A 17,402-nucleotide genomic window follows, 5' to 3' on the forward strand; every position below is an offset into this window, starting at 1 on the left:
TTTCAATGATACGACTTTGTTAAAATTTACTTTTTGTATCAAATATCTAAAGCATATATGCTTGTGATTAATTTAATAGGTGTGTTGCTAAACAATTAATAAATAGAATTATTTAGATGGAAGGTTGCTTCAACAGCTAGTGGCTAGCAGTTATTTTATAGAGAATAAATTACTCTATAAAATAACTATAGACATAGGTTGTATAGCTCTCTATAATACCAAAATGACAACGCTGTCATTAATAATGATTGCTATTACAGGATTCCCTATTCGCTATTTATTTGCCCTAAAATAGCGATTATTAAATTTAGTAAATCTCGTTTTGAGAAATCTTTTTACAATAGAGAAAGGCTCATACGAGCCTCTTTCTATACTCTAAGTGGAACGAAATTTTTACACTTAACAGAATCTAAAAATTCAATTTTACCTTAAATAGGCTCAATTCCTTTCTCATTTTTTAGCATATCATGATATATTCGCCTCGTTAAAATGTAACAAATCATAATTGAACTTTTTTAATAATCTTCTAAATCAATGCTTTGCGTTCTTTTTGGCTGTTTTATTGTATAAAACAGCTAAAAAGATGTAGCACAAATGTAATTTAGAGTGTATGGTTTGTTACTAGATGACAGCGTTGTCATCATCACTGGGCAGAAGTGATATATAAAACCAACAAAATGATTCAAGGGGAATCCTGTGTTAGCTAAAAATTTTAAAAAAAGCTTATTAGCAGTAAATATCGGTCTTGTAATGAGTGCCGGATTCACTGGTGCTGCATTCGCAGCAGATGAAAATCAAGTTCAAGAAGACGTTGAAGTAATTGAAGTACGCGGTATTCGCCGCTCATTACAACAGTCTGTAAATACAAAACGATTTGCTGACGGTGTTGTTGATGCTGTGTCTGCAGAAGACATTGGTAAGTTTCCAGATAGTGACGTGGGTGAAGCCTTAGGTCGAATTCCTGGTGTTGCTGTAAATCGTCAATTTGGTCAAGGTCAGCAGGTATCCATCCGCGGTGCGTCTAATCAACTTACTTTAACAACGTTAAACGGACAAAATGTTGCCTCAACAGGTTGGTACGATCAGCAAGCTATAGATCGTAGTTTCAATTATACACTTTTACCACCTCAAATGATTTCAGAAATTAAAGTTTATAAATCATCTCAAGCGGATTTACTTGAAGGTGGTGTTGGTGGTTCTGTTGATGTCATTACTCGCAAACCTCTTGATTTAGATGCTGGAACAGCGTTTGTTTCTGCTGAAGGTACGTACTCAACTGCATCAAGTGAAACAGACCCTGCAATTTCAGGCCTTTACAGCTGGAAAAATGATGAGGAAACATTTGGTGTTTTAGCTGCTGTAGCATGGGAAGACACAACATATGTTCGTCGTGGTAACGAAGCATCTTACGCTTGGGCTGGTGCAGAATCAGCTAACTATTTTGAACAAAATCGTGAACGTACTGCTGTAGACTTTACAGCTCAATATGCACCGACTGATAATATGAGTTTCGCTCTACATTATATGAACTTAGATCTAAGTGCAGATAATAATAATAATAGCTTATTTGTATTCTCTAATACTGAAAATTGTTCGCAGTTTAACGATGCTGGCGCATGCTTGATCCGTAATACAAATGCTGAAAACCCAGCAGGTCAAACATTCTTACAAACATTTGCTCGCTTCGCGTCAATGAATTCTGAAACTATAGACCTTTCATTTGATTATGAGGGCGATAGCTTTAAATTAGAAACACAAATCGGTACAACTAAAGCTGAAGGCGGTACTGATTTAACACTTAATCATGCTTCATTTATTGGTACGCCTGAAGATGTACATGGCACTATTGATGCGACAGGTGAGTACACAAATATCGATATCGCCGTAGATGGTTGGGATATTGGTGATGCTGATACTGTTTGGGTTGGTAGAGGCTTACAAGAATGGGCAACACAAATTGCTCCTAATGAAGATGAAGAAACTTACTTCCAAGCTGACTTAACGTTTATGTTAGAAAGTGATTATTTCACTAGCATTAAAACAGGTGTTCGTTGGTCAAATCATGAGGTAACTAAAGAGTCTCGTCGTGCAGTACAAGGCGAGCATGTTAGTGTAGACCCTGCTAACTATTGGGGCGGAACAGATACTTCTGGCATGCAAGATTTAACTATTCCGTTACCTAATATTGGTGCGATGCGTGAAAATGGCTTAGCGGCTGTTCAAAGCTGGCATGAGGATAGGTCTGGTTACGGTACAGTTGAAGAAGAAAATGTATCAGCTTATGTGATGGCTAACTTCTCAGGTGAGAACTTCCGTGGTAACTTTGGTGTTCGTTATATCTCTACAGATGCAGAATCTGATTACTTTGCACCGGACCCAACATTTGTGGATCCAAATGGGATTGCACAAAACAATGGTCTAAGTTCTACAATAGTTACAGACAAAGGTGATTACAGTGAGTTTTTACCTAGCTTCAACTTAGCGTATGATGTTAATCAAGATACTATTTTACGTTTCTCTGTAGCACAAGTTATATCTCGTCCTAACTACACGGATATGTTTGCTGCACAATCATTAGCAGGTTACGGTGATACCCAGTTGGGTAACCAAAGTGTTACTAAAGGTAGCCCTGCTCTTAACCCTTTCAAAGCAACACAATCGGATATTGGCATTGAATACTATTATGGTGATTCAAACTTAGTTGCAGTTACTGCTTTTTATAAAGACGTTAGTAACTTTACAACTTCTGAAACGTTACGTAATCAACAAATTGGTATAACAGACCCTGTTTGTAACTGTGATGATTGGACTGTTAATACACAAGTAGATGGCGATGGCGGTGAAATTGCAGGTATTGAGTTCCAGATACAACATGCATTAGCGGGCGGTTTTGGAACCATGTTTAACTATACTTTTGCTGATAGTTCTGCTGATCCAGATAATTTCTCTGATGGTGTTGATGTTTTCACTGATAGTTCAGAGCATACAGTAAATGCGGTTGGTTATTATGAAAACGACGACATTGCTATACGCTTGGCATATAACTGGCGTTCAGAGTATATGATACGCGAAACAGGTTTTTATGGAAATCGCTGGCATGATGATTTTGGTACGCTTGATTTAACTGCTAATTATAATTTAACTGAAAGCTTAACATTGCGTTTTGCAGCTACAAACTTACTTGAAGAAGATAGTATCCAATATGGAGCTGCTTCAGCGGATAACGATGCAACTAAGATTTCACTTAAAGACAGTTATCCAGCTTGGTCTTACCAAGGTGAAGCTACCTATGCGATTGGTGTAGACTTCCGCTTCTAAATTAAAATTAAGATGTATTAATTAAGCCCCGTCTTCGGGGCTTTTTTGTGAGAAGATTATGAATCAAAAAAGTATTAGGGACATTGTTATTTTAGGAGGGGGGACAGCCGGATGGTTGACTGCAAACCACCTAGCATCACACTATAAAGAAAGTATTGCTGCTGGTAATCTTTCAATTAGGTTAATTGACTCTCCAGATGTTGCGACTGTTGGGGTTGGTGAAGGAACAGTGCCCGTTATAAGAGAAACGCTTAAAAGTTTTGGGATTTCGGAAACACAGCTCTTAATGAAATGCGATACAACTTTTAAACAAAGTATCAAGTTTGTAGACTGGACCTATAATCCATCAGAAAAGCCTAATAATTATTATCACCACTTATTTGAATATCCTCACTTAGGGAATAAATCAATAAATGCATTTTGGTTGCAAAACAAAGCTAAGTGCCCAGAGCACTATGCCTCTTGTGTCTCAATACAGCATGACATATGTGAGGCAAATCTAGCCCCTAAGAATATTCAAATTCCAGAATATGGTGGTGTTGTCAATTATGCGTATCATTTGGATGCGAGTAAATTTACTGAATTATTAAAAGAGAATGCGATTGATAATTTAGCTGTTCAGCACACCCACGCACATGTTAGCAATGTAAAACTTTCAGCTGATGGATATATCAGTGAATTAGAGCTGTTAAATGAAGGTGTTTTGAGTGGAGATTTATTCGTTGATTGTAGTGGCTTTGAAGGAAAATTGATAAACAAAGCACTGAATGGTTCGTTTGTAGATAAGTCAGATGTATTATTGTGCGATACCGCACTTGCAATTCAAGTTCCTTATGAAGAAAACGAACAAACGATTAAACCGTATACCATCGCACATGCACAAAAGGCTGGTTGGATTTGGGATATCGGTTTAACAACGAGAAGAGGGGTCGGCTTAGTTTATTCTAGTGACCATATAAGTGAAGACAATGCTTATAAAGAGCTTGCAGACTACTTAGAAGCAGACTCAGTTGATGCGCGAAAAATACCTATGAAAACTGGTTACCAAAAAGAACCGTGGTTAAAAAACTGTGTTTCAATAGGTTTATCTCAAGGTTTTGTTGAGCCTCTTGAAGCTACGGGTCTGCTTGTTTTTGACATGACTGCTAAGATGTTAGCCACAAAGCTGCCAATCAATTTTAGCGAAATGAAAAATATCGCTAAAGATTACAATCAACAGGTAGGTGCTATTTGGGAAAATATTATAGATTTTATAAAACTCCATTATTGCATTTCAAAGCGTGATGATACCCAGTTTTGGCTAGATAATCGTCAAGAGACCAACATTCCTGGCGATCTTTTGCAAAAACTAAAGTATTGGCAAACTCATATTCCTAGTCAGTTTGATTTTGAACGTACCACTGATCTTTTTAAGCTCGAGAATTATTTATATGTAATGTACGGTATGGATTTTGATGTGGACGTAAATGCAATTATACAGAGGCACCCAACGATCAGCGCAACGACAACTCATATTGACAAGATCCAACAAGCTAGTGAGTTAGCAATGAAAAGTTTAGAAAAACAAAGAGAGTTACTCCATAAGATCAAACAACATGGTTTAGGTAAAATTTAGATAATATCTTTCTCAAAAGATATAAAGGAAGTAATTGTTAATCGGCCTTCTGCTATTTCATTATTAAGCTTACATTGTGATGGAATAATCGCAGAGTGAAGTACATTACCAGGATAAATGAATAGTCTCGAAGGCTTAGCCCTACAATATGCTATAAGCTCGTAATACGGATTATCTGTATTTATATAGCCACTTAACTCAGCTTGCAGGGCTTCTTCTTTAGCTGTTTTACTGAAGTGTTTCTCTGTTTCAGAGTTGATTCTTTCAAGCTGTGTTTTTCTATGTGAAAACAAGCCTGTACCGCCAAACTCTTCATTACATAAATAGTGGACTACAGCTAACTGGTTATTTTTAACACCATCATAATGTGGAATTTTTTGCAAAGGCAATAGCTCTTCATTAGGTGTTTGAGCTATCGCATAATTTGAATTTAAAGACTCAATTTTTGAGTTTTCCAAACTAAAGTGGTAGGCAATTTTTGATAATATAGTTTCAATAAAGGTGAAATATTGTGGGGTTACTTTTGACCATATCCCAGGGTAATAATTAAGTGCTTTAATCCAGTCGCCTTTATAAAAACTTGCGTTTTTTTTCCATAGTTCACATTCATGATCAGGGAGATCAATTATGGCATAAGGGTTATTTCCGTTTTTAGTTTTTTTAAGTTGGACTTTCAAAGTAGGGAGCCTCGATTAATTTCGCCAGAGATATCAATTAATGTTCGATATTATTCATTTTTAAAAGAAACATGAATATGTACCTTTATATTACAAACTACTGTCAATTAGTTTTAAATTTGATACACATCTAAGTATTCAAATATCCTCTAATTCTATATTCTTTAGTATCTAGTTTAAAGTCACTTGCCTGATAGCTTTATAAAAAATGTTAAAGGTAAGCTATTTTTGTTTAAAACGATATCTAGTACAAAATGCAACAAAATTTTCACTTCCTTTTTGCTGTTAAAACCTATAGCCTTAGGGCACTAACAGCAATAAAATATAAATTAAATAATTAATGGAGCAGTAACATGGCGGAGCAACAAGTACAGCCTTTACACAACGAAAAACATGCCAACACTAAAATTCAAAATGGCATTAACGTAGAATTTTTAAAAACTCAGCATCTAGTGCCAGTTGTTGCACATGAGTTTGCCCGTGTAGCAAATGAATTTCCAATGTCTTTCGTTAAAAACAACGAAACGGGTCAATTTCAAGCAGTAGCAATGTTTGGCTTAGAGCCAGGCGAAAACCTTTTTGTACAAGATGGTAAATGGACAGCGGCATTTGCACCTATGGCAACAACTCGCTACCCACTTGGCCTTGTTAAGCACCCTCAAGAAGATCAATACGGTATCGTGATTGATGAAGCAAGCCCACTTGTTGGTGAGTCTGAAGGTAATGCGTTATTTGAAAACGGTGAAGAAACAGATTATTTAAAGCGCCGTAAAGAAGCTTTAGTATCATTTATCGAGTTTTCTCAAGTAACAGAAGCGTTCACTAAGTTCTTAGCAGATAAAGAACTACTAGTAGCACAAACGCTTACAGTAGATATCAAAGGTGAGAAAAAAGATATTAATGGTATCTACCTTATTGATGAGAAGAAGCTTAATGAGCTAAGCGATGAAGAGTTTTTAGATCTTCGTAAACGTGGTTATTTAGCGCCAATTTACTCATTCCTAACGTCTACTCACCAAGTAGCACGTTTAGCTCGTTTAAAAGCGCAACAAGCGTAATTAAGCAAGTTAAAATTTAAAAAGCGCCTTTTGGCGCTTTTTTTGTGCGTTTTATCTGCTAAAGCTTGAAATTAAAGATAAGTTTATTCACATTAGAATAATCAAAACTCAAGGCAAACCAGCATTATGAAAAAGTTACTTTTAACGGCATTGTTTAGTATATCGACTGTAATTATGAGCCCCTATGCACTTAGTGCTGAAACACCTTTTGCTATCGCTATTCATGGTGGTGCAGGGACAATAGAGAAAAGCCGGTTTACACCAGAGCAAGAGAAAGCTTATCGGGCTAAATTAAAAGAAGCTGTTGAAACCGGTTATAAGGTTCTTGAGGGCGGAGGCGAAAGTCTTGATGCCGTCACCGCGGCTATTAATGTTTTAGAAAACTCACCATATTTTAATGCGGGCCGTGGTGCTGTTTATACCTATGATGGCTCCCATGAGCTTGATGCGTCAATAATGGATGGGCGAGATCGTCAAGCAGGGGCGGTTGCAGGCGTTAAGCATATAGAAAACCCAATTAATCTAGCTCGTTTAGTAATGGAAGAATCAGTGCATGTGATGCTTAGTGGCCAAGGTGCTGAAGAGTTTGCAAAACAACAAGGTGTGCCGCTGGTTGAAAATAACTTGTTTGATACTGATAACCGTTATAAATCGTTGTTAAAAGCCAAAGAAAAATTAGATAAAGCAAATACAGCCGGTAAAGATTATCAAGCAGCACATAATGCTTTACCCAATAATTACAAAATGGGAACGGTTGGTGCTGTAGCACTTGATAAAAACGGCAATTTAGCAGCAGGTACTTCAACGGGAGGAATGACGGCAAAACGCTTTGGTCGCATTGGTGATGCACCTGTTATCGGCGCTGGTACATTTGCTGAGAATGAATCGTGTGCAGTGTCTGCAACAGGTCACGGTGAGTATTTTATTCGATACAATGTTGCCGCAGATATTTGCGCACGTGTTAAATATCAAAATAAAACGATAGTGCAAGCTGGTGACGAAGTTATTAATGGTGTACTCAAACCAATTGGTGGCACAGGCGGCGTTATTATTGTTGATAAGTCAGGAAATATAAGCCTGCCGTTTAATACATCAGGTATGTATAGGGCAAGTAAGTCGAATAACCAAGCAACTTATGTGGGTATATTTAAAGGTGAGTAATTAAAAAATAGCCGGGCTATTTTCGTTCTACTGCAAGCTTATTAGTATAATCACTTTTCACAATTTCTAATGCTTGCAGTACTTCTTCTGGACTTACATCGCTTTGTTCTAATACCATGATCAAATCAACTGCGAGCTTTACATAGGTTGGAGCTTGGTTTAAATCGTTATTCATTAATGACCTGTTTTTTGGCTATTTGACTTATGGCAACATCAATTGCAGTATTTACTTTTTCTTCCATATGCTCGCGTTCTTGTTGAGGTAAATAAAACGCCATATCAACATCAAAGCGTATATAACGAGGTGGCAGTTGGTTTAGTACAATACAGCAAAAATCGGCCATTACGTCATCGTTATATTGTTTGTCTAGTTGGCGTTTTATTATTTCTTCAATAACTATTTTTTCATAATAGTTATGTATATCATCATGTAATTGCACAAACTTACCTGCTGTTGAAATGTTCGCATGGTTTCAGTTTATACTAGGAATGAAAATAAATCGAGATTGAGTAGCTTGCTAGCGCAATTGTTGTTTTTCGACGGTTTGAATTTTCTCTTCTGTGGCTGAAATTGCTTTACGGCATCGACCTAATCGCCCGTGTATAGATAATATTTCTAAATTGAGTTCTTTTGCTTTTGCGGGACCTGCATTTTGCATCTGTAATTTACGTTCTTCAATCATAAGCACTAAACGGCGTTCAAACTCATGATTTTGTTTTAACTCGTCATAGAGCTCATGCACAGGCTGCATAATTTTTTTAACGGCTTGTTGGTAAACTTTTGGTTTGTTGCGAGGTTTAAAGGTGTTTTTATTTTCTTTCGCCCAAATCGGTGTGGACTTTATAACATTAAACACAGCTTGTACTTGGTTGCCAATGCGCTCTAGTGCGTAATTATAAGCATGACGGTGATCTGCAGGAGGAAGGTTGCTTACCTCTTCTTCAATCTCAGTGACATAGTCTGCTAAACTCATACTTTTAGTAGAAAATACCCGTCTGTCAAACAAGCTTGGTTGTGCTTGCATATAACGGTTCTTGGTGAGTAACTTGGCGTTATCGAACTGTATTGCTTGTTGTTTTAAGGTCGCCACTTGCTGGCAAAGTTTATCAAACGCCGCTGATTGCATATTACAAATACGCCTCATAAATTAGCTTAAGTGCTAAAATTATAACGACAGTATTAAACACAGGCCGAATAAATTTACTGCCAAAGCGAATGGCTGAATGAGCGCCCAGCCAAGCACCAAGCATTAAAAATAACCCCATAGTAATACCAAGTAAAAAATTGACATGGCCAAGGGCTACAAACGTGATAAGAGAAACAAAGTTAGAAACAAAGTTCATTGAACGGGCTAAACCGCAATTAAGCAGCAAACTCATTTTATAAAGTAAGCTATTTGATGCTGTCCAAAATGTCCCCGTCCCTGGACCTGCTAAACCATCAAAAAAACCTAAACTAAAACCCTGTAGCCATTGCTTAATTTTTGTAGCACGGTTCATTGGTGGCAACGCATCATCTTCTACAGTACTCAGATTGCCAAAAAGGCTATAGCAAGCGACGAGAATAATCACTATGGGTAAAAGTTTATTTAAAAACGCTATGCTTAAATAATCAACTATTAAGGTGCCTATAAGTGCGCCTAATGCTGTTGCAATTATAGAGGCTGCCCAAAATCGTGGATTAAATAATTGCTTACGAAAATAAGTAACACTGGCGGTGAGTGAGCCAAAACTAGCAGCAAGTTTATTGGTACCCAATGTTAAATGAGGCGGTAAGCCCGCAGTTAACAGCGCCGGTACAGTCAGCATTCCGCCGCCTCCGGCTATCGCGTCAATAAAGCCCGCAGCAAGTGCCACAGCACATAAGAGCGCCCATGTTGTTGGATCAAGTGCAAGTTCAAACATTAATAATCTATTTGTCTTTTAAAGGGTGGCAGTGTATCAAGCATAGCTTTACCGTATCGCTTGGTTACTAAACGACGATCAAGCACTGTAATACGGCCTTGATCATTCTCTTTGCGCAGCAGTCTACCACAGCTTTGTACTAATTTCTTCGCCGCATCAGGGACGGTAATAGATAAAAAAGGATTACCGCCTTTACTTTGCACAAACTCAGCTTGAGCTTCTTCAATTGGAGAGGTAGGTACAGCAAAAGGGATTTTCGTGATCACTAAATTTTCAAGGTATTTTCCGGGTAAATCAAGCCCTTCAGATAAACTTTGAGTGCCAAATAAAATACTACCTTTACCCGCATCTATGTTTTTTGTGTGCTGTTTTAACAGTGCTTCACGTGACATTTCACCCTGTACTAAAATATCGATGCTTTTAGTGCGTAATGCTTTTACAACATGATCCATTTGCCAATAAGAGGCGAATAGCACTAAGTTAGCTTTCTCTTTATTCAAATGCTCAGGAAGGATTTTAGCTAAATGATCGCTAAAATCTTTATGGGTTGGTTCAATTGCAGATTGTGGAATATGCAATGTTGCTTGATTCGGGTAGTCAAAAGGAGAAGGGACTTTTAAATACTTAACGCCTTCCTCTTTAGCAAGACCACTCTCATAGGCAAAATGATCAAATGAACCTAGTGCAGTCAATGTAGCAGAGCATAAAACGGCGCCTGCGCATTGTCGCCACAGTTTGTCTTTTAAGTAATACCCCACTTCAATAGGACAATCACTTAGTAAGTGGTCATGATGATTTTTGTACTCTAACCGTTTTATCCAACGAGCATGCGGAATGCCTTCGCCTTTGGAGGCATAACTAAACCACAATTTATTTAATTGTTCTAAGCGATTTATATAGTGCCCACTTTCAGCCAAAATTGGATCTGCAATATAGGGTTTAATATCACCATCACTGACATCTTGTACTATTGTGTCGTGCATTTTATTTAAGCAGCGCAGAGCATCTAAAGTGGCTTCGCTGATATCTTTTGCTTTATTGTGTAGTGATTCCGGTATTTCACCATGTTCAAAACGGTAGGTATCATCTTTAGAGTAGCTGAAATCGGCGTTGTCTAAGATATCTCGCACGACCTTTAAGTCTTTATTGGCGTCATTAACACTGTCACACAGTTTAAAATTTTGCCCAATCGCTTTTTGGCCTACTATGACTTTAGCCATTTTACCGCTAAATTTTACTAATTTATCAAGCCAGTCAATCGTGCCCTTTATTGTGGCTGCAGCCGATGAAAAATCACGGGTTATATGGGCAAGGTGATGTGCTTCATCTATGACATATATTGTATTGTCAGGCTCGGGTAAGATTTTACCACCGCCTAAATCTAAATCTGCTAGCAGTAATGAGTGATTAATAACTAATACATCCATTTGCATTAAACGTTGGCGAGCAAGTTGAAAAGGGCAGGTTTGGTGTGCTTTCATTTGTCGCTGACAAGCGTGTTTATCGCAAGCAATTAACCCCCAGACTCGGTCGGGAATTGTATCAGCCCAACTATCTCTGTCTCCTAGCCACTTTTTATTTGTATAGGCATCATAGAGTTGTTTCAAACACTTTGCTTCCATGGTACTCAATGGCGATGTAAGAGTGGGCATAAACTCCATTTGTGTTTGACTATCGCCGTTTACAGCATTATGAAGCTTATGCGCACATATATAGCGTTGGCGCCCTTTTACTAAATCAAACTTAAAATCGAGGCCTGAATGCGTTTTAAAAAAAGGCAGCTCTTTACTGATCAGTTGTTCTTGCAATGCAACGGTTGCTGTTGAAATAACAAGTTTCTTTTTTTGGGCAAGCGCTAAAGGCAATGCGCCTAAGCAATAGGCGAGGGACTTACCTGTACCAGTACCTGCTTCAATCACACAAATACGTTGTTTTTTATGGTATTCACCTGCAAGGGTTTTCGCAATTTCAGCGACCAAGTAGTTTTGGCTGCTGCGAGGGCGATAATCATTGAGGTTATCAGCCACATGCTTATGAATTTTTCGAATTGTGGCTTTTAAAGGATCAGAAAGCATGGGTGAATAACCTAAAGTATGTATATAATTACAGTGCTGTATATTAATTGGGATCGAACATTGACACAAGCTATCTATCAAGGCTTTATACTTTCTAGGCAACAATATGGGCCTAATAAATATAATGCTGAACAAGGGATCACCCTGTGTTATTGGCTTAGTAGTGATGTTGGGCCTATTAAAGTAATGATCCCTGATCAGCAAGCCGTGTTTTTTATTCGCTCTGCTGATGTACAAAAAGCGCAAACATTATTACAAGAACAACAAATTTTAGCGTATTTTAACAAGGTGGCATTGCGTCACTTCGACTCAGCTCAATGCACTGGCTGTTATTTTCTATCGACACAAGCATTATATCAAGCTCGTTCAGTACTAGAGCAATTGGTAGATATCTATGAAGCTGATATACGCCATACTGATCGCTTTTTAATGGAGCGTTTTATTCGAGGCAGTGTCTATGTAACAGGGGACGTGACTCAGCAAGATGGCTACTTACAAATTGATAATGCGCAACTTAAAGCTGCAAATAATTATACTCCTTCATTTAAAACGCTCTCTTTAGATATTGAATGCAGTGGTGAAGGGGTATTGTTCTCAATTGGCCTAGTAGGTGATGAGATTGATTGTGTACTCATGATCGGAGAGCCTACAGATTGTGAGCAAAATATTCGCTGGTGTCATGATGAGCTCGATTTATTAAAACAATTTCAAACACTAATCAAACATGTTGACCCTGATATCATCATAGGCTGGAATGTTATTGAATTTGATTTTACTGTGCTGTTTAGAAGGGCTGAAGAATTAAATATTAAACTTCATATCGGCCGTGGGAATAGTCCGCTATATGTTAAACAAGGTAACTTTACTCGATTAACCATACCTGGGCGTTGTGTAGTCGATGGGATAGACACTTTAAAAAATGCCACCTACCATTTTGATAGCTTCTCCTTGGCCAACGTCAGTCATAAAGTACTAGGCGAAGAAAAATTAATTCAAAGCGATAATCGTTTAGCTGAAATTATCCGCCTATATAATGAAGACAAACTAGCGTTAGCGGCCTACAACCGGCAGGATTGTGTGCTGGTTAATCGTATTTTTGAAAAGTTAAATTTATTAGAGTTCGCAGTTGTACGAACGGAGTTAACTGGGCTTGAGTTGGAGCGAATGGGGGGCTCAGTTGCAGCATTTACCAATTTGTACTTACCTTTATTGCATCGAAGTGGTTATGTGGCACCTAATTTAGGAGAGCATGGCTTAACCTTTGAAAGCCCCGGCGGGTATGTTATGGAGTCCACTCCAGGGCTTTATAAAAATGTAATCGTACTGGATTTTAAGAGTCTCTATCCATCTATAATGCGAACTTTTTGTATTGACCCATTGGGTTTAATCAAAGGGTTAGATAATACAAACGATGCAATACCAGGCTTTCATGAGGCATTATTTTCTCGCAGTCAACACCACCTACCACAACTAATTAAAGAGTTATCTTCATCAAGGCAAGTAGCTAAAGAGACTAATCAGCCAATGCTATCTCAAGCCATAAAAATTATTATGAACAGTCTTTATGGTGTTTTAGGCTCTAAAGGGTGTCGTTTTTACGATCCACGGTTATCAAGCTCTATTACGCTACGTGGCCACGAAATAATGCAAACGACACGAAAATGGATTGAAGAACTCGGGTATACCGTTATATATGGTGATACTGATTCTACATTCGTGAGTCTTGATGAAAAAATGCCAGCAAAAGCATGTAATGCCATAGGTCATCAACTGGCATTAACAATTAATACCAAATGGGAGCAAAACTTAAAAGAGCGGTTTGACTTACCAAGCTACTTGGAAATTGAGTTTGAAACTCACTACAGTCCTTTTTTTATGCCCACCATACGCGGAAAAGCAACAGGCTCTAAAAAGCGCTATGCGGGTCAAACTAATAATGATGGCGATAAAAAGCTGGTGTTCAAAGGTATGGAAACCGTGCGCAGTGATTGGACTGAGCTTGCACAGCAATTTCAAGTAGAGTTATTTGAAACGTTATTCGATGAAAACTTTAAAACTGATATGTTAACACCCATCATCGAAAGTTATATAGAACGTTTACATGCGGGTGAGTTTGATAACAAATTGGTTTACCGTAAACGACTAGGGCAACATTTAGCTGATTATCAAAAAAATATCCCCCCACATGTTCAAGCTGTAAAATTATACCAATCGCAAAACCCCGATTTTGAAGTCCATAAAGGCCAAACCATTGAGTATGTATATACTCCTAATGGTGCACGGTTGCACCAATCTGGTAATAAACTAGATTATGCCGTTTATGTTGAAAAACAAATAAAGCCCATCGCACAGATGATACTTCTACCACTAAAATTAGACTTTGAAAGTACAAAAAAGAATCAGCTTAACCTGTTTTGATTGTTGATATAATTGGTACTAAGTACCTATTAATTAGTCTGCGGTGATCAAATAGTCATTTTTAACACATTGAACTGTCCCTAAAAAGCCATGTTTTGTTCCCTTTATATGTATAATAAGTGTAAATTAATCAAATTAGTTTAAATTTTCGTGAACAGATGTTGGCAGTCGTGATTTTTTTGTTTAGTATCTTTGTGTGTTTGCAATTATTAGGTTGCAAATGTTCACAAAAGCTAAATAAAAATAACCACAATATAGTGGTCCAGGGAGAATCAAATGTTAAATAATAAAGTTTCAAAAGCTGTTCGCTTAGCGATTGCTTTTGGTGCAGCATCAACAGCTGCATTCTCAGCGAGCACAATCGCTGCGGAAGAAGAAGGTGTTGAGAAAGTTGAGAGAATTGAAGTAACAGGTTCGCGCATAAAACGTACAGATATGGAAGGGGCTAATCCGGTTGTTGTTTTAGATAGAATGACATTAGATAATTCAGGGCAGTTAAGTGTTGCTGATGTTTTAAATCGTTCTACCTTTAACTCTTTTGGTTCTATTCAACCATCTTCAGGTAATACAGCTCAAAGCCAAGCGACAGTGAACTTGAGAGGTTTGGGATCGTCTCGTACTTTAGTTCTTATAAATGGTAAAAAAATGCCAGGTTCACCAGTAATGGGTGGCGGAGCTGCCGATTTAAACACTATACCTTTTGCAGCTGTTGAAAGAATCGAGGTTATGGGGGATGGCGCATCTGCTGTATATGGTTCAGACGCCATTGCTGGTGTAGTTAATATTATTCTTAGAAAAGACTTTGAAGGTGTTCAGGTTCAAGGGCGTATGGGATCACCTAGCAGAGATGGCGGTGGTGATGAAAGCTCTTTTTCAATTATTACAGGTATTAAATCAGAAAATTCTAACTTAGTGTTTAGTTATGAGCACGATGAAAGAGATATAATTTTTCAACGTGACCGTTGGTTTTCGACCTCAACAGATGATGGTTCTGGCACTTATGCTGGAACTACAGGTCAAAGCTGGTATGGCCGTAATATTTTAGATATGACAACATTTGAGTTTAATCCAATGACAACAACAGGCGACTGTTCTGCCTATGGTGAAGCTTTTAAATATCATAATGATGCACCAGACTACCCAGCAGATGACGGTTGTCATTATGACTACACAGCACTAGCGGCTGATGCAGCTTCAACTAAGCGTGACTCAGTGTTTGTTAATTTCGATTATGATGTAAATGATGATCTTGTTTTTAATTTTCGCTCACTAAACTCTCGAAATGAAAGCTTTGGTCGTTTTGCACCTGCTGCAGGTTGGTTCGCATTTCCTATTGATATGGCCGAAGATACAGAAAAAGGTCTTACAGCTGTAAATGCTGGTGACCGTGGTTACTATCGTTTCGACTCTATAGGTGCTCGTGACACTTGGCAAGTAAGTAATATGGCTGATTGGAGCGCTTCTTTAAACGGTATGCACGACTCTTTCGATTGGCATGTTGATGCACACTACAATCGTTATGATATGAACGAGTGGGGACAAGGTTATGTTCATCGTCCAAGTGTTGAAAATGCAATTTTAGATGGTTGGGATCCTCGAGACCCAGATCAGTCTGCTTATTCTGAACAATTAGGCAGTTTCGCCGCAAACAGCAACCGCCGTTCAGGCAGTACTTTACGTGAACTTACTGCAGGTGTGAGCTTCAATGAACTAGCAACTTTACCAGGTGGTGATTTAGGTCTATACGTTGGTACAAGCTATCGTGAAACTGATTATTACGACCAAGCTGAAGCACAAAATGAAGCTAAAAACATCATCGGTACTGCGGGTGGGTCAGCTTCAGGTGATCGGACTGAAAGTGCTATTTTCGCAGAAGTTTTGGTTCCAGTAACAGATACTGTTGAGCTTAACTTTGCGGCTCGTTATGATGATTTTAGTGATGTTGGTTCTTCATTTGTACCTAAAGCTTCAATTAAGTTTCAGCCTATTGATGAGCTAGTACTTCGTGCTTCATGGGGTAAAGGTTTCAGAGCTCCAACACTTGAAGACTTGTATAAAGCACCATCAGAGTCAGCAGCTTACGCAAAAGATGTAGTGCTTTGTGATGCTGCGGGTACTTCTCGCGGTGATTGTCGAGAAGAACAGCATACAACATACTATATCGGTACTGATTCTTTACAACCAGAAGAGTCTGAAAGTGTTAACTTAGGTGTTGTGTATAATATTACTGACAATATCGATATGTCTTTAGATTACTATAACATTGAAATAACAAACCAAATTAGCTCTCTATCAGCTCAAGACGTTTTTGACCTAGAGTTAGCAGGTCTTCTCGGTGACCCTGAAGATCCTAATGATAATGCAGCTGGTTATGATCAAGTTTCAGTGGACCGTGGTGGCAACCCTGCAGGTCGTTCATTATTAGTAACAGCGCCAATGGCAAATATTCCAGGTTTCTCTACCGATGGTTTAGATTTTAAATTAAATGGTGTTTTTGATTTGGGTGGTGCAGGACAGCTTCGTTCAAATTTTGCATGGTCTGAAGTACTAAGTTATGAAGAGCCTGATATCATTGGTTATGCAAATGTTGATAAAATTGGCCGTGCAAGCCTGCCTGAGCGTCGTGTTAGCTTAGGTTTAACTTGGGATATAGAATCTCATATGGTTAATGTTAACTTTAACCATATTGCTTCAACTGCAGAAAAAACTGAAGCTGATGCTACGGGTACGGTATTTACTGCTGTAGGTGAGTTAAGTTCATATAACATCGTTGATATTAACTACACTTATGTAACTCCTTGGAATTTAGAGCTTACAGCTGGTGTTAATAATGTTGCAGATAAAGACCCTATCTTAAAGCCTGATCTAAGTTATGATGCTAACTTATACAGCCAAGTAGGTAGACTATATTTTGCAGGATTTAAATTTAAGTTCTAATATTTAATTTATCTAATAACTACGGCTAGTAATTAGCCGTAGTTATATCCATACAAATACCTCTGTTAAAATCTATATTTATTCTTTTTCTAATTGAACCACCCCGTGTTTATACCAATACTATTTCTTAAGTGATCAAATTTATCCATTTTCTCGAACAGATACGCTTAACGTTATCAATGTCTGAGCGAAATACATTCCACGCCCTACTTACTTGTTCAACAATATCGTCATAACT

General features: G+C 38.0%; 12 protein-coding genes. 6 read left to right on the forward strand and 6 right to left on the reverse strand.

What is annotated here, in order from left to right:
- Nucleotides 1-696 precede the first annotated feature (696 nt).
- Together QMA12_RS19845 and QMA12_RS19850 are read left to right on the forward strand one after the other, a co-directional pair.
- Nucleotides 697-3,318, forward strand: a complete 2,622-nt coding sequence (locus QMA12_RS19845; RefSeq protein ID WP_290211198.1) for a TonB-dependent receptor — start codon at nucleotides 697-699, stop codon at nucleotides 3,316-3,318.
- Between the two features lie 58 nt (nucleotides 3,319-3,376).
- Nucleotides 3,377-4,933, forward strand: a complete 1,557-nt coding sequence (locus QMA12_RS19850) for a tryptophan halogenase family protein (protein ID WP_290211199.1) — start codon at nucleotides 3,377-3,379, stop codon at nucleotides 4,931-4,933.
- Here the strand turns inward: QMA12_RS19850 and QMA12_RS19855 are convergent.
- Nucleotides 4,930-5,610, reverse strand: coding sequence for a DUF6445 family protein (locus QMA12_RS19855; RefSeq protein WP_290211200.1), 681 nt, complete (start codon nucleotides 5,608-5,610; stop codon nucleotides 4,930-4,932). The two genes, QMA12_RS19850 and QMA12_RS19855, sit on opposite strands and share 4 nt — an antisense overlap.
- A 353-nt stretch (nucleotides 5,611-5,963) precedes the next feature.
- Here QMA12_RS19855 and QMA12_RS19860 point away from each other — a divergent pair, with 353 nt between their 5' ends.
- Both QMA12_RS19860 and QMA12_RS19865 read left to right on the forward strand, forming a co-directional pair.
- A complete protein-coding gene (locus QMA12_RS19860; protein WP_087534280.1) occupies nucleotides 5,964-6,668 on the forward strand; it encodes a SapC family protein in 705 nt (234 codons plus the stop codon).
- A gap of 126 nt (nucleotides 6,669-6,794) precedes the next feature.
- Nucleotides 6,795-7,829 (forward strand): isoaspartyl peptidase/L-asparaginase, encoded by a 1,035-nt coding sequence (locus tag QMA12_RS19865; protein ID WP_087534279.1) that lies wholly within the window; start codon nucleotides 6,795-6,797, stop codon nucleotides 7,827-7,829.
- A gap of 16 nt (nucleotides 7,830-7,845) precedes the next feature.
- Here QMA12_RS19865 and QMA12_RS19870 read toward each other — a convergent pair whose 3' ends face one another.
- The 5 genes from QMA12_RS19870 to dinG all read right to left on the reverse strand — a co-directional run bounded on the left by QMA12_RS19870 (nucleotide 7,846) and on the right by dinG (nucleotide 11,809).
- Entirely contained in the window at nucleotides 7,846-8,004 is a 159-nt protein-coding gene (locus QMA12_RS19870; protein ID WP_087534278.1) for a DUF2496 domain-containing protein, read from the reverse strand.
- The gene (locus tag QMA12_RS19875) at nucleotides 7,997-8,269 is read right to left on the reverse strand and encodes a late competence development ComFB family protein (protein WP_087534277.1); all 273 of its coding nucleotides are present in this window, start codon (nucleotides 8,267-8,269) and stop codon (nucleotides 7,997-7,999) included. Before QMA12_RS19875 ends, QMA12_RS19870 begins: the two co-directional genes overlap by 8 nt.
- Before the next feature lie 78 nt (nucleotides 8,270-8,347).
- A complete protein-coding gene (locus QMA12_RS19880) occupies nucleotides 8,348-8,956 on the reverse strand; it encodes a primosomal replication protein (RefSeq protein WP_290211201.1) in 609 nt (202 codons plus the stop codon).
- A gap of 1 nt (nucleotide 8,957) precedes the next feature.
- Nucleotides 8,958-9,734, reverse strand: coding sequence for a TSUP family transporter (locus QMA12_RS19885; RefSeq protein WP_087534275.1), 777 nt, complete (start codon nucleotides 9,732-9,734; stop codon nucleotides 8,958-8,960).
- A complete protein-coding gene (gene dinG, locus QMA12_RS19890) occupies nucleotides 9,734-11,809 on the reverse strand; it encodes an ATP-dependent DNA helicase DinG (protein WP_290211202.1) in 2,076 nt (691 codons plus the stop codon). The genes QMA12_RS19885 and dinG overlap by 1 nt, the downstream gene beginning before the upstream one ends.
- A 60-nt stretch (nucleotides 11,810-11,869) precedes the next feature.
- Between dinG and QMA12_RS19895 the strand changes: the two genes are divergently transcribed.
- Both QMA12_RS19895 and QMA12_RS19900 read left to right on the forward strand, forming a co-directional pair.
- A complete protein-coding gene (locus QMA12_RS19895; protein WP_290211203.1) occupies nucleotides 11,870-14,227 on the forward strand; it encodes a DNA polymerase II in 2,358 nt (785 codons plus the stop codon).
- Nucleotides 14,228-14,503: 276 nt separating this feature from the next.
- Nucleotides 14,504-17,164 (forward strand): TonB-dependent receptor, encoded by a 2,661-nt coding sequence (locus QMA12_RS19900; protein ID WP_290211204.1) that lies wholly within the window; start codon nucleotides 14,504-14,506, stop codon nucleotides 17,162-17,164.
- The last annotated feature ends 238 nt before the right edge of the window (nucleotides 17,165-17,402 follow it).

Origin of the sequence: Pseudoalteromonas sp. APC 3893, assembly GCF_030408095.1 — a bacterium.
Taxonomy (GTDB): domain Bacteria; phylum Pseudomonadota; class Gammaproteobacteria; order Enterobacterales; family Alteromonadaceae; genus Pseudoalteromonas.